General features: G+C 72.7%; 9 protein-coding genes. 7 read left to right on the top strand and 2 right to left on the bottom strand.

Annotated features, from left to right (window positions below; translation table 11 throughout):
- The 3 genes from AOK11_RS13205 to moeZ form a co-directional block, all read left to right on the top strand.
- Nucleotides 1-756: NAD-dependent epimerase/dehydratase family protein (locus AOK11_RS13205; RefSeq protein WP_055593883.1), on the top strand; the 756-nt coding region annotated here is incomplete at its 5' end.
- Nucleotides 744-1,568, top strand: a complete 825-nt coding sequence (locus AOK11_RS13200) for a spherulation-specific family 4 protein (protein ID WP_079034816.1) — start codon at nucleotides 744-746, stop codon at nucleotides 1,566-1,568. The genes AOK11_RS13205 and AOK11_RS13200, both read left to right, overlap by 13 nt.
- Nucleotides 1,569-1,632: 64 nt before the next feature.
- On the top strand, nucleotides 1,633-2,811 hold the full coding sequence (gene moeZ, locus AOK11_RS13195) for an adenylyltransferase/sulfurtransferase MoeZ (protein ID WP_055593881.1): 1,179 nt from the start codon (nucleotides 1,633-1,635) through the stop codon (nucleotides 2,809-2,811).
- A 94-nt stretch (nucleotides 2,812-2,905) separates the two neighbouring features.
- On the opposite strand, the gene AOK11_RS13190 is transcribed toward moeZ, so the two are convergent.
- The gene (locus AOK11_RS13190) at nucleotides 2,906-4,384 is read right to left on the bottom strand and encodes an alpha/beta hydrolase (protein ID WP_055593880.1); all 1,479 of its coding nucleotides are present in this window, start codon (nucleotides 4,382-4,384) and stop codon (nucleotides 2,906-2,908) included.
- A gap of 153 nt (nucleotides 4,385-4,537) precedes the next feature.
- On the bottom strand, nucleotides 4,538-7,384 hold the full coding sequence (locus AOK11_RS13185) for a lysylphosphatidylglycerol synthase transmembrane domain-containing protein (protein WP_055593879.1): 2,847 nt from the start codon (nucleotides 7,382-7,384) through the stop codon (nucleotides 4,538-4,540).
- Nucleotides 7,385-7,582: 198 nt separating this feature from the next.
- Here AOK11_RS13185 and AOK11_RS44825 point away from each other — a divergent pair, with 198 nt between their 5' ends.
- From AOK11_RS44825 to AOK11_RS13170, 4 genes are all read left to right on the top strand, one after another.
- Nucleotides 7,583-8,026, top strand: coding sequence for an MGMT family protein (locus AOK11_RS44825; protein WP_079034815.1), 444 nt, complete (start codon nucleotides 7,583-7,585; stop codon nucleotides 8,024-8,026).
- A 219-nt stretch (nucleotides 8,027-8,245) separates the two neighbouring features.
- Nucleotides 8,246-11,647, top strand: coding sequence for an ATP-dependent helicase (locus tag AOK11_RS13175; protein WP_079034814.1), 3,402 nt, complete (start codon nucleotides 8,246-8,248; stop codon nucleotides 11,645-11,647).
- Nucleotides 11,648-11,726: 79 nt separating this feature from the next.
- A complete protein-coding gene (locus AOK11_RS42790) occupies nucleotides 11,727-11,864 on the top strand; it encodes a hypothetical protein (RefSeq protein ID WP_157869352.1) in 138 nt (45 codons plus the stop codon).
- Between the two features lie 46 nt (nucleotides 11,865-11,910).
- Nucleotides 11,911-14,022, top strand: a 2,112-nt coding sequence (locus AOK11_RS13170; RefSeq protein ID WP_079034813.1) for an ATP-dependent helicase, incomplete at its 3' end; no start/stop codon positions are given.

The raw sequence follows: 14,022 nt of genomic DNA, 5'->3' as shown, positions 1-14,022 counted from the left end.
GCACGAGCCGGGCGCCGCAGCGGCTGCGGCGCCCGGCTCGTGCAGATCGGCTGCAGTGCCGAGTACGGCCCCAGCCAGCCCAACTCCTCCACGGCGGAGGACGCCGTCCCCCGCCCCGGCGGCCCGTACGGCGTGAGCAAGCTCGCCGCGACCGAACTCGTCCTCGGCTCCGGCCTGGACGCCGTGGTCCTGCGGGTCTTCTCACCCGCGGGACCCGGCACCCCCGCCGGTTCGCCGCTCGGCCGCCTCGCCGAGGCCATGCGCCGCGCCATGCAGTCCGGCGACGGCGAACTGAAGCTCGGCGGTCTCGGCGTCCAGCGCGACTTCGTCGACGTCCGGGACGTGGCCCGGGCCGTGCACGCGGCCTCGCTCTCCGCCGCGCAGGGGGTCATCAACATCGGTTCGGGCCGTGCCGTCCGCCTGCGGGACGCCGCCGCGGTACTCGCCCGCGTGGCCGGCTACGGCGGTGCCCTCCAGGAGCTCGACGGCCCGCCCGGGGCCCACGCCTCCCACGGCGGTCACGGCGGTCACGCGGGACACATCGCCCACACCCCGCATCTCAGGCCGGCCATCGGGCACCCACGCGGCGAGTCAGACCCGCACGCGGCATCGGTCGCGTTCCCGTACCCGGACGGCTGCGGCAGCTGGCAGCAGGCGGACGTGCGCACCGCGCGCGACCGGCTCGGCTGGCGCCCCCGGATCAATCTCGAGGAGTCCCTCGCCGACATCTGGATGGAGGCGGCATGTCGTATCTGATCAACCGGAGCCATCCGAGCGGTCCAGGCCATCCGAGCGGTCCGGTCCTTCCCGTCCCTCCGGTCGCCGCGGGCGACAGCAGGCCCGGCGCCGGCGTCGGTGCCCGTACCGGCTTCGGGGTGCCCGGCCTGGCGCACCCCCTTCTCGCCCCGGCCGAGTGGAACGCGCTCACCTGCCCGGGAGGCGCAAGCCCTCTGCACTGGGTCGTCCTGAACGTGGCCGACGGGCCCGGAGTACACCCCGACCCGAGCTGCCTGGAAGCGGTCGGCCGCCTGCGCAACGCCGGTGTCCGCATTCTGGGCCGTCTCGACTCGGCATACGGCCTCCGGGACGTCGGCGAGCTGCTCTCGGACGCGCACCGGTTCATCGACTGGTACCGGGCCGACGGATTCCTCCTGGACCGCTGCCCCGCGGACCGCGCCGCGCTCCCCGCGGTCCGGCGCGCGGTCCATGCCCTCCGGGTGATCCGGGACGACGCCCACATCGTCCTCGGCCACGGGACCCACCCGCACCCCGGCCACGCCGACATCGCCGACCAGCTGGTCACCTTCTCCGGCTCGTGGCACGACTACCGCTGGTCACAGGTGGCCGAGTGGACCGTCGACCACCCGCCCGAGCGCTTCTGCCACTTCGTCCACGGAGTGCCCCGGCCACATCTGGAGGAGGCGCTGCGCATCGCCCGCTGGCAGGGCGCCGCGACCGTCTGGTTCACCGACCGCACCGACCGCGACAGCCGCGTCAGCCCCTGGGAACCGCTGCCCGGCTACTGGGACGAGGTCGTCTCGCGGGTCGGGACGGGTGTCTCGGAATGAAAAAGGCCATGGCACTGTTGGAGGGAAGAACAACCGTAGTGATTGACCGACCAACGGAGTCCCCGTGTCGTTGCCACCCCTGGTCGAGCCGGCCGCCGAGCTCACCGTAGACGAGGTCCGCAGGTACTCCCGCCACCTGATCATCCCCGACGTGGGGATGGCCGGGCAGAAGCGGCTGAAGAACGCCAAGGTGCTGTTCGTCGGCGCCGGTGGCCTGGGTTCGCCGGGACTGATGTATCTGGCCGCGGCCGGCGTGGGCACGCTCGGCATCGTGGAGTTCGACGAGGTCGACGAGTCGAACCTGCAGCGACAGGTCATCCACAGCCAGGCCGACATCGGCCGGCCCAAGGCCGAGTCCGCGCGCGACACGATCAAGGGCATCAACCCTTACGTGAACGTGATCCTCCACGAGGAGCGCCTCGAGGCCGACAACGTGATGGGCATCTTCAGCGACTACGACCTCATCGTCGACGGCACGGACAACTTCGCGACCCGGTACCTGGTCAACGACGCGTGCGTGCTGCTGAACAAGCCCTACGTCTGGGGTTCGATCTACCGCTTCGACGGCCAGGCCTCCGTGTTCTGGTCCGAGCACGGCCCCTGCTACCGCTGCCTCTACCCGGAGCCCCCGCCCCCCGGCATGGTCCCCTCCTGCGCCGAGGGCGGCGTCCTGGGCGTGCTGTGCGCGTCCATCGGTTCCATCCAGGCCAACGAGGCCATCAAGCTCCTCGCCGGCATCGGTGAGCCGCTCGTCGGCCGCCTGATGATCTACGACGCCCTGGAGATGCAGTACCGCCAGGTCAAGGTCCGCAAGGACCCCGACTGCGCGGTCTGCGGCGAGAACCCGACCGTCACCGAGCTCATCGACTACGAGGCCTTCTGCGGCGTCGTCTCCGAGGAGGCCCAGGCGGCGGCCGCCGACTCCACGATCACTCCCAAGCAGCTCAAGGAGTGGATCGACGAGGGCGAGAACATCGAGATCATCGACGTCCGCGAGCCGAACGAGTTCGAGATCGTCTCCATCCCCGGCGCCCGGCTGATCCCGAAGAACGAGTTCCTCATGGGCAGCGCCCTGGAGAGCCTCCCGCAGGACAAGAAGATCGTCCTGAACTGCAAGACGGGCGTCCGCAGCGCGGAAGTCCTCGCGGTCCTGAAGTCCGCGGGCTTCGCCGACGCCGTCCACGTCGGCGGCGGCGTGGTCGGCTGGGTCAACCAGATCGAGCCGGCGAAGCCGATCTACTGACCGATCGGCAGGCCCCGGGTCGCCACCGCGACCCCGGACAGAGGTCCCGGGCGGGGGCCCCACGCACCACGGGTGCGTGGGGCCCCCGCCGCCGTCATGAACAGACCTTGCCGTCCTTCGGCACCGTGCCGTCCAGCAGATACGCGTTCACGGTGGAATCGACACAGTCGCTCCCACTGCCGTACGCGCCGTGGCCCTCGCCCTCCCAGGTGAGCACGATCCCCACGCCCTCGCCCAGCTCGTCCGCCATCCGCCGAGCGCCCTCGTACGGAGTGGCGGGATCGCCGGTGTTGCCGATCACCAGGACCGGAGCGGCACCCGGCGCGCTCACCTCCGGGCTGTCGTGCTGACCGGGGACCGGCCAGTCGTGGCACCAGCCGGCCGTGTCCCAGCCGAGGAAGGAGCCGAACACCGGCGAGATCCGCTCGAACTCCGGCAGCAGTTCCTCGGTCTGGGCCGCGGTCATCCGCTGCTTGTCGTCCAGGCACGATATGGCCCGCTGAGAGTGGGTCGTCGTGCCGTACTTCCCCGACGCGTCCCGTTCGTTGTAGCCGTCGGCCAGCGCCAGCAGCTCCGAACCGTCGCCCTCCTCGGCCGCCTCCAGCGCGCTGGTCAGCACCGGCCAGCCGTCCTTGCTGTACAGGGGGAGGACGATGCCGGTCAGCGCCAGCGACTGGGTCAGCTCCCGCCCCTTCGAGGACGTCGGCAGCGGCTCGGCGTCGATCCGGTCCAGCAGCTCCGCGATCTCACGCGACCCCTGCCCGGGGTCCCGGCCGGTGGACTTCAGATAGTTGTCCAGCGCGCGCTGGAATCCGCGGGTCTGGTTCTCGGCGTGCCCCACCGTGTCGGCGCTCGGGTCGACCACCGCGTCGAGGGTCAGCCGCCCCACCCTCTTCGGGAACAGATGGGCGTAGACGCCGCCGAGTTCGGTGCCGTAGGAGATGCCGAAGTAGTTGAGCCTGTCGTCGCCCAGAGCCTGCCGGATGCGGTCCATGTCACGGGCGGTGTCGGTGGTCGACACATGGGCCAGCAGCTTGCCGGCCGACTCCTGGCAGCCCTTGCCGAAGTCCGCCGCGTCCGCGAGGTACGCCTGCTCCTCGGCCGGGGTGTCCGGGGTGGAGTCCACCGACTCGGCCGCCTGGATCTCCTCGTCGTCCCGGCAGCGGATGCCCTCGCTGGCGGCCACCCCGCGCGGATCCCAGCTCACCAGGTCGTACCGCTCGCGCAGCTTCGAGGCGGTGGTGGCGTAGGAGGGCATCATGGAGACACCGGAGCCGCCGGGCCCGCCGAAGTTGAACAGCAGGGACCCGAGGCGGTCGTCCCCCGTGGCCTTCGCCCGTATCAGCGCCAGCCCGATCGTCCCGCCGTCCGGTTCCGACCAGTCGAGCGGCACCCGGAGTGTGCCGCACTGCCATTCCTCACCGGGCGCGGGCGTGTCCCCGGAGGCCTCGCAGCGCCCCCAGTCGATCGCCGTACCGCCCCTGTCGTGGTCGTCGGAGCCGCCGCCGCTGCACCCTGCCGTCAGCAGCGCGGCACAGGCCGCCAGAGCCGTCCACCGTGCGAAACGCGTCATGTGCCCCATTCCCCTCGCGGGCCGTCCGCACCGTGCGGCGGATGGCGGTCAGGCCATGGTAGGCAGGTCCCGCGTTCGCCGCGGAAGCCTGTGGACAACCTCCTGACCTGCTGTTTCATGGTGTTCTTTGTCTGCTCGTGCCGCCTGCTGCGGCTACAGCGCTTCCTTGCGGGTGAGGTGATTGAAGGCCAGCCATCCCGGGAGTACCGGCAGCCACAGGGTCAGCAGCCGGAACAGCAGCACCGCCGGCGCGGCGACCTCGCTGGGCAGTCCGACCGCGATCAGACCGACCGTCAGCGTCGCCTCGACCGCTCCCACACCGCCCGGGGTGGGAGCCGCCGACCCCAGCGCGTTGCCCGCGAGGAAGACCACCGCGACACCGGCCAGGCTGATCGACGTCGTCCCGTCGCCGAACGCATGGACGGAGGCGTACAGGCACAGCACGAAGCAGGCGGTCAGCAGCAGCATGCCGCCGATGCCGGTGACCAGCTTCTGCGGGCGTTGCAGCACATCGAGCATCCGCGGCACGACACCCGCGAAGAGCGATCGCACACGGGTGAAGAGGAACTTCCGCAGGAACGGCACCGAGGTCACCACCAGCACCAGCACCGCCACCGTCAGCAGACCCGCGATGACCGTACGGGACGGTGACAGCGAGGGAGTCTTCTCGGTACCGGTCAGATAGCCGAACGCCAGCAGCATCAGGATGTGGCAGCCCAGCCCGAACAGCTGGGAGGCGCCGACACTCGCCACCGCGAGCCCCGGGCGCACCCCGGCACGCTGGAGGAACCGGGTGTTCAGGGCGACACCGCCCACCGCCGCCGGGGCGACGATCTTCACGAAGGAACCGGCGACCTGCGCCGCCACCGTCCTGACGAACGGCACCCGCTCCGGCACGAACCCCAGCAGCGCCAGGGCGGCGGCGAAGTAGCTGGCGGCCGAGAACAGCGCGGCCGCAGCCACCCAGCCCCACTCCGCGTTGGCGATCAGCGGCCCGAACTCGATGTGGGTGAGCTGCGTCAGCAGGAAGTACCCGCCGATGGCGCCGGCGATGAAACTGATCAGCGTGCGCGGACGCACCCGCTCCAGGCGGACCGGCTCGACCGGCGCCTGCGGCCTGATCCGCAGCACCTCGTGCCGGATCTGCGTGAGCATGTCCTCCTCGCGGGCCTCCTCCAGCGCCTCGTCGAGCGCCCGCTTCTCGGCCCGCTGCTCCGCGCGTACGGCCTTCTTGTCGGGCTTCCCCGCGGCGGCGGGCCCGGCGGCCGAGGGCTCCCCGGAGAGGTCCGCGGCCTGCTCCGCGCGCAGCAGTTTGGCCTGCCGGGAGGCCTCCAGGACCGCCTCGCGCTCGCGCTCGGCCCGCTCCCGGGCGAGCCGGCGCAGCGTCGCGCGCGTGGAGCGGCTCAGCGCGATCGGCTGAAGCATCGGCAGGCAGTCCGCCACGGCGTCGGGGCCGAGCACGCCCAGCGCCGAGGCCACCGCGCGTTCGGCGCCCACCCGCAGCCCCAGCGTCACCAGCAGCTGGGCGACGTCCATGCGCAGCAGCACTTCGCCGGCCGCGATCTCCCCGACCCGCAGATCGGTGAGGATCACCGTGCCGGAACGATCCACCAGGATCGCGTCGCCGACCAGCCTGCGGTGTGCGATCCGGCGGGACTGCAACGCCTGCACCTGACGCCAGGTGTCGTGCAGCAACGCGTCGGTGATCTCCTCGTCCGGCAGCGAGTCGAGGGTGCGCCCGCCGCTGTGCTCGTAGACGAGCATCACCGCGTCGGGCCCGAGCTCGGACATCGCGATCAGCTTCGGCGCGTTGGCACCGGCCGCGATGGCCGCGTACGCCAGCAGTGCCTCCTGCTCGAGCGCCTGGCGCAGGGACTGGAGGCTTCTGCGGGTGGCGAAGCCGCGCAGGGTCAGATTGCGCCACGCACGGTAGAAGAAACCCTGCGCCTGCTGCTCGCGGTCGACCACGGTCACGTCCAGCGGCGGACCGTTCTCCAGGGTGACGAAGTACCGGCGGCCCCGGTCCCCGGCCTCGACGGCGTCCGGCGTCTCCTGGCGGGACGCGCTCACCGGACGGAAGCCGACGGTCCGCAGACCCGCCATCAGGGTCTGCCCGGTGGGGCGCACATTGGGCGACCCGACCGCGTAGAGGGTGCCGTACGCGACGGTCCAGCCGAGCAGCACCGTCAGGATGACCGAGAACGGAGTCGTGTACCCGGTGACCAGCATCGAGAAGGCGTCGAGCAGCAGCACGACCCACAGCACCGCGCGCCATCTGGGTCTGCGGGACATGCCGACGGCCGTCATGTAGGCGATGACGGGTGCCAGATAGCCGTGCACCGGATCGGTGAGGGCGTGGACGTCGCCGGGGGAGGGCTGGGTCAGCGCCTCCTGGATCGAGCCGGGGGCCGCCCGCGCGACCCACAGATCGGTGGCGAGTGTCACTCCGTGCGCGAGGACGGCGGCGAGCACCCCGTCGGCGATCCGCAGCCCGTCCCGTTTGATCAGCCGTTCGATGGCGAAGGCGACCGGCACCAGGAGGATCGCGATGCTGGAGGCCAGACCGGCGATCTTGATGAGCAGGTCGGGCGCCTGACCGGTGCCCTTGGTGATGTCCTGTTCCAGCCCCGAGGTGGTGCCGTGGGCGAACGCGGCGATCGCCAGCAGCACCCCGATGGCGAGCACGCCCACCAGGAGCCGCATGAGATCGGACGGACGGTGCACGCGCGCGGGGAGGAGGGGTTCGTCGCCCTCGACCTCCTCGACGTGCGCCGGATCGGTGCCGTTCGTGCCGTCGGTGCGGTGGGCGTCCAGAGCGGCCTGCTTCCCGGCCGCCTCGGTGCCGGCGTCCTTGGTGTCGGCGTCCTCGGTGTCGGCGTTCTGCGGATCGATGGGCTCGATGGGATCGATGCCCTGTGGACCGGTGCGACCGGGGTCCGGGCGCGACGAAGCGGCAGGGGTGCCCGCCGTGTCCCCGGGGTGCGCACCCTGCTCCGTCATTGCCTCTTCTTGATCTCTTATCACCAGTCACCGCCCGCACGATGGTGGCATGCCGCGCCGTCGCACGCGGGCAGCAGGGTCGACGCGCGGGGTCGCACAGTCTGCCCGAAGCGCGGTTCCCGGGCGAGGTGTACACATGCCCCGGTACGCGACACATCGCCGCCCGCGTTGTCGGTGGAGTGGTGCAGGATGGGACGGATGAGCCAGCAGCGCCTTCCGTCCGACACCGGTCCGGAGCACGCGGACGCCCTGCCCGAGTACGCCGAGCGTGTCCTCGACGTGGCCGAGCGGATCCCGCCGGGCCGCGTCATGACGTACGGCGACGTGGCCGAGTGGCTGGAGGAGGGCGGTCCCCGGCAGGTCGGGCGCGTGATGGCGCTCTACGGGGGAGCCGTCCCGTGGTGGCGGGTCGTCCGCGCGGACGGGGTGCTGCTGCCGGGCCACGAGCTGAGAGCCCTCGACCACTACCGCGCGGAGGGGACTCCCCTGAAGGAGACGAGCCGGGCCGCCGAGGGGCACCTGCCGCGCCTCGAGATGAAGCGCGCGCGGTGGGACGGCGACGGGCTCGCGGACGGCGACGAGCACGCGGGGGATCACATCGGCCGGCTTCCGCCCTCGGACGTACCGCCGTACGGCCTGTGAGCCGTACAGGGAAAACAGGACACGTCCGTGGCATGACGTACGTTCGTGAGGCGGGTGGCACGAGTGCCGCAGGTGCCGGGAGGGAAGAAACGGAAGCTCTGCTTCCATACTCTCTGTCGGCGTAGCGTCAACCGCACGTGTCCCCCTCGACCCCGCGGCCACCGCCCTCCACACGCGGTGGAACGGCAACCAGCACACCCACCAGGACCGGCGAACCACGTGAGCTCCTCTTTCTCCAGCAATGGCCTGTCGCACCCCCAGGTGCGGCGGGGGAACCGTGGCGCTCATCGACTGGTCCGTACCCCGCCGGCCCGTACATCCCCCCCTCGGCTTGACGCCGCACAGCGCTCCGTGGTTGACCACGGGACCGGACCGATGCTCGTCCTCGCAGGTCCGGGCACCGGGAAGACGACCACACTGGTCGAGTCGGTGGCCGCGCGGATCGCCCGCGGAGGTGATCCCGGACGCATCCTCGTGCTGACGTTCAGCCGCAGGGCGGCGGTCGAGCTGCGCGACCGCATGGCTCTGCGCACGGGGGCCGCGCACGCGCCCCAGGCGACCACGTTCCACTCGCTGTGCTACGCCCTGATCCGCGCCCACCAGGACAGCGACCTCTTCGTCGAGCCGCTGCGGCTGCTGTCGGGCCCCGAGCAGGACGTCACTGTCCGGGAGCTGCTCGCAGGTCAGGTCGACCTGGAGCGCCTCGGCCTGGCGCATGTGCGCTGGCCGGACGAACTGCGCGCCTGCCTGACCACCCGCGGCTTCGCCGACGAGGTCCGCGCGGTGCTCGCCCGCAGCCGCGAGCTGGGCCTCGGCCCCGACGCCCTGGACGCCTTCGCCCGCCGCATCGGACGCCCCGACTGGCGTGCGGCGTCCGCCTTCCTCGCCGAGTACCTCGACGTCCTCGACCTGCAGGGCGTCCTCGACTACGCCGAACTGGTCCACCGCGCGGTGCTCCTCGCCCGCCGCCCCGAGACCGCCCGGCAGCTCGCCGCGCGCTACGACGCCGTCTACGTGGACGAGTACCAGGACACCGACCCGGCGCAGGTGCGGCTGCTGCAGGCGCTGGCCGGCGGCGGCCGCACCCTGGTCGCCCTCGGCGACCCGGACCAGTCGATCTACGCCTTCCGGGGCGCGGACGTGAACGGCATCCTGGACTTCCCCGACGTTTTCCCCCGCGCGGACGGCCGTCCGGCCCCGGTCGAGGTGCTGCGCGTCGCGCGCCGCTCCGGCGCGGCCCTGCTGGCCGCCACCCGTCTGATCACCCAGCGCATGCCGCTGCCCCGGCTGCCCGCCGAGAAGGTCCGCGCCCACCGGGAGCTCACCCCGGTGCGGGACGGCGGCCGGGCCGAGGTCTACACGTATCCGACCTCCGGCACGGAGCTGGACAACATCGCCGACATCCTGCGCAGGGCCCACCTGGAGGACGGCGTCGCCTGGAACGACATGGCCGTCCTGGTGCGGGCCGGCTCCCGCACCCTTCCCGCCGTCCGCCGGGCCCTCGCCTCGGCGGGCGTCCCGGTGGACGTCGACGGCAACGACCTTCCCCTGCGCCACGAACCGGCGGTGGCCCCGCTGCTCACGGCCCTGCGAGCGGTGGCGACGGCGGAGGCGGCCGACGGGCCGGAGCAGGATCCGGAGGCTCCGGGGCAGGAGCAGGGGCAGGGGCAGGAGGCTCCGGGGCAGGAACAAGGGCGGGAAAAGGGACAGACACAGGAGGCGGGGTCGGAGCAACCCTGCTGGCTCGACACCGAGACCGCGCTCACCCTGCTCACCTCCCCCCTCGCCGGCATGGACGCCGCGGACCTGCGCCGTCTCGGCCGGGCCCTGCGCGAGGAGGAGCGGGCCGCGGGCAACGTGCTGCCACCGCCCTCGGACGAACTCCTCGCGCGGGCCCTGGCCGAACCCGAGCGGCTGGTCGTGCACGACCCCGCCTACGCGCGCGGAGCCCAGCGGCTCGGCACGCTGCTGCGCACGGCACGTGAACGCCTGGCGAGCGGCGGCACCGCGGAGGAGGCGCTGTGGGACCTGTGGGACGGCACCCCGTGGCCCGCGCGACTGGAACGCTCCGCCCACCGCGGCGGTGCGGCCGGCCGCAACGCCGACCGGGACCTCGACGCGGTGTGCGCCCTGTTCGCCACCGCCGCCCGTGCGGAGGAACGCACCGGAGGCCGCGGCGCCCTGAACTTCCTGGAGGAGATCGACGCCGAGGACATCGCCGCGGACACCCTCACCCGTCGCGCCGTGCGCCCCGACGCCGTACGCCTGATGACCGCGCACCGCGCCAAGGGCCTGGAGTGGCGGCTGGTCGTGGTGGCCGGTGTCCAGGAGGGCCTGTGGCCCGACCTGCGCCGCCGCGGCTCCCTGCTGGAGGCCGACCGCATCGGCCGCGACGGGCTCGCCGAACCGCTCACCCCCGGTGCGCTCCTCGCCGAGGAACGCCGCCTGTTCTACGTCGCCGCCACCCGCGCGCGTGAACGGCTCGTCGTGACGGCCGTGAAGGCCCCCGCCGACGACGGCGACCAGCCCTCCCGCTTCCTGACCGAACTCGGCGTCGAGCCCAAGGACGTCACCGGGCGCCCGCGCCGCCCGCTGTCCGTCGCCGCGCTCGTCGCCGAACTGCGTGCCACCACCGTCGACCCGCGTGTCTCCGACACCCTCAGGGAGGCCGCCGCCCGCCGGCTCGCCCGGCTCGCCGCCCTCGCCGACGAGGACGGCCGCCCCCTGGTGCCGTCCGCCCACCCGTACCGCTGGTGGGGCATGTACGAGCCCACCCGGAGCAAGGTGCCGCTGCGCAGCCGCGACCAGCCCGTCGTGCTCTCCGGCAGCGCCCTCGACCAGCTCGCCAACACCTGCGCCCTGCAGTGGTTCCTCGGCCGGGAGGTGAAGGCCGACGCCCCCGCGACCGCCGCCCAGGGATTCGGCAACGTGGTGCACGTCCTCGCCGACGAGGTGGCCTCCGGGCACACTCCGGCCGACCTCGCCGTCCTCATGGAACGGCTCGACTCCGTGTGGAACGCACTCGTCTTCGACGCGCCCTGGAAGTCCCAGCAGGAGAAGCAGAACGCGCGGGTGGCCCTCGAACGCTTCCTGAAATGGCACGTCATGGACCGCACCGGCCGCACCCCGGTGGCCAGTGAGCACGACTTCGACGTCCGGCTCGAAGCCGGCGACTACGAGGTCCGCATCCGCGGTCAGATGGACCGCGTCGAAGCCGACGGCGAGGGCCGCGCCTACGTCGTCGACTTCAAGACCGGCAAGCACGCACCCAGCTCCGCCGAGGTGGCCCGCCACCCCCAGCTCGCCGTCTACCAGCTCGCCGTGCAGGAGGGTGCCGTCGACGAGGTGTTCGACGGGACGCGGCCCGGGACGGGCGGCGCCGAACTGGTCCAGCTGCGCCAGCCGGCCGCCAAGCGGGACGGCGGGGAGACCCTGCCCAAGGTGCAGGCCCAGGAGCCGCTGGAGGGGGAGCAGGGGGAGTGGGTCGGCGACCTGCTGGCGACGGCCGCCGGGAAGGTCCTCGACGAACGCTTCACCCCGAGCGCGGGGCAGCACTGCGCCCACTGCGCCTTCCGGGCCTCCTGCAGCGCCCGCCCCGAGGGCCGGCACGTGATCGAGTGACCGGGCGGATCGTCGCGGTGGCGCCCACGGCCCCGTGAGGCGCGCGAGGGGCGGTGCACGCCCGGAGGCACAGGACCTGGTGGGACGCACAACCTGGTGGGACACACCACCTGGTGGGACGCACGACCAGGTGGGACACACGACCTGGCGCGGGGCGCAGACGGTCGGCGTGACGCATCGCACCACCCGCGCCGACCTGCGGTTCTCCGGCAGGTGAGGGACGGTACGGCCTTTTTGTCAGCGGCCGCCGCTAGCCTCTGCATGTGCATGCACGCATCAGCGATCCCGAGCAGCTCAAGGAGCTCCTCGGGATCCCTTTCACTCCCGAGCAGACGGCCTGCATCATCGCGCCGCCCGCTCCTCAGGTGATCGTGGCCGGAGCGGGCTCCGGCAAGACGACGGTGATGGCGGCACGCGTGGTGTGGCTGGTCGGCACCGGCCAGGTCGCCCCGGAGCAGGTGCTCGGCCTCACCTTCACCAACAAGGCCGCCGGTGAACTCGCCGAACGCGTCCGCAAGGCGCTGATCAAGGCGGGCGTCACCGATCCGGACACCATCGACCCGGACAACCCGCCGGGCGAACCGGTGATCTCCACCTATCACGCCTTCGCGGGCCGCCTCCTGACCGACCACGGGCTGCGCATCGGCCTCGAACCGACCTCCCGCCTCCTCGCCGACGCCACCCGCTACCAGCTCGCCGCGCGGGTGCTGCGCGAGGCCCCCGGCCCCTACCCCGCCCTCACCCGCTCCTTCGCCGACCTGGTCGGCGACCTCCTCACCCTCGACGGCGAACTCTCCGAGCACCTCGTACGGCCCGAGGACCTGCGCGGCCACGACACCGAACTGCTGCGCACCCTGGAGAACACCAAGCTCACCAACGCCGACCTGCGCAAAGTGCCCGAAGCGGCCGCCGCGCGGCGCGAACTCGCCGACCTCGTCCTGCGCTACCGGGCCGCCAAACGCGAACGCGACCTGCTCGACTTCGGCGACCAGATCGCCCTCTCGGCCCGGCTCGCCCGGATCCCCGAGGTGGGCCGCGTCCTGCGCGACGAGTTCCGCGTGGTCCTCCTCGACGAGTACCAGGACACCTCGGTCGCCCAGCGCGTCCTCCTCGCCGGCCTGTTCGGCGGCGGCACCGGCCACCCGGTCACCGCCGTCGGCGACCCCTGCCAGGCGATCTACGGCTGGCGCGGCGCCTCCGTCGCGAACCTCGACGACTTCCCCGAACACTTCGCCCGGGCCGACGGCGGCCCCGCCACCCGCCAGTCGCTCAGCGAGAACCGCCGCAGCGGCGGCCGCCTCCTGGACCTCGCCAACGGCCTCGCCGAGCCCCTGCGGGCCATGCACGCGGGTGTGGAAGCCCTCCGCCCGGCCCCGGGAGCCGAGCGGGACGGCACCGTCCGCTGCGCCCTGCTGCCCACCCACGCCGAGGAGCTCGACTGGATCGCCGACTCCCTCGCCCACCTCGTACGCACCGGCAAGGAGCCCGGCGAGATCGCCGTCCTGTGCCGCACCGCGACCGACTTCGCCGAGATCCAGAGCGCCCTCGTCGCCCGGGACGTACCCGTCGAGGTCGTCGGCCTGTCCGGGCTGCTGCACCTGCCCGAGATCGCCGACCTGGTCGCCGTCTGCGAGGTCCTCCAGGACCCCGGTGCCAACGCCTCGCTCGTCCGCCTGTTGACCGGCCCCCGCTGGTGCATCGGCCCGCGCGACCTCGCCCTCCTCGGCCGCCGCGCGCGCCTGCTCGTGTCCCACGCGCGCGTGGACGGCGAGGACGACCCCGACCGCCGCCTCGCCGAAGCCGTCGAGGGCGTCGACCCGTCCGAGGTGATCTCGCTCGCCGACGCCCTCGACACGTTCCTGGAGACCCCGCTGGACGGCCACGGGGACGACGACGGGCTGCCCTTCTCGCCGGACGCGCGCGTGCGGTTCGCCCGGCTGGCCGCCGAACTGCGCGACCTGCGCCGCTCCCTGGCCGACCCGCTGATGGACGTCCTGCACCGCGTCCTCGCCGTCACCGGCCTGGAGATCGAACTGTCGGCGTCCCCGCACGCCCTGGCCGCCCGCCGCCGCGAGACCCTCTCCAACTTCCTCGACATCGCCGCCTCCTTCGCCGCCGGGGACGCCGAGGCCGGCCTGCTCGCCTTCCTCGGCTTCCTGCGCACCGCCGCCCAGTACGAGAAGGGCCTCGACAACGCGCTGCCCGGCGGCGAGAACACCGTCAAGGTGCTCACCGCGCACAAGTCCAAGGGCCTGGAGTGGGACGTCGTGGTCGTCCCCGGACTGGTCACCGGCACCTTCCCCAGCGGCCAGGGCCGCGAGAAGTGGACCGCGCAGGGCAAGGTCCTGCCGCACGAACTGCGCGGCGACGCCGAC

It is taken from the genome of Streptomyces hirsutus (genome assembly GCF_001418415.1).
Classification (GTDB): Bacteria; Actinomycetota; Actinomycetes; order Streptomycetales; family Streptomycetaceae; genus Streptomyces; species Streptomyces hirsutus.
The sequence above is the reverse complement of the archived record's forward strand: the minus strand, read 5'-3'. Positions and strand labels throughout refer to the sequence as shown.

Bases quoted from the DNA above. Each gene is read 5' to 3' on its own strand.
- AOK11_RS13185 (WP_055593879.1), bottom strand. From the start codon at position 7,384: ATGACGGAGCAGGGTGCGCACCCCGGGGACACGGCGGGCACCCCTGCC.
- AOK11_RS44825 (WP_079034815.1), top strand. From the start codon at position 7,583: ATGAGCCAGCAGCGCCTTCCGTCCGACACCGGTCCGGAGCACGCGGAC.
- AOK11_RS13190 (WP_055593880.1), bottom strand. From the start codon at position 4,384: ATGACGCGTTTCGCACGGTGGACGGCTCTGGCGGCCTGTGCCGCGCTG.
- AOK11_RS13200 (WP_079034816.1), top strand. From the start codon at position 744: ATGTCGTATCTGATCAACCGGAGCCATCCGAGCGGTCCAGGCCATCCG.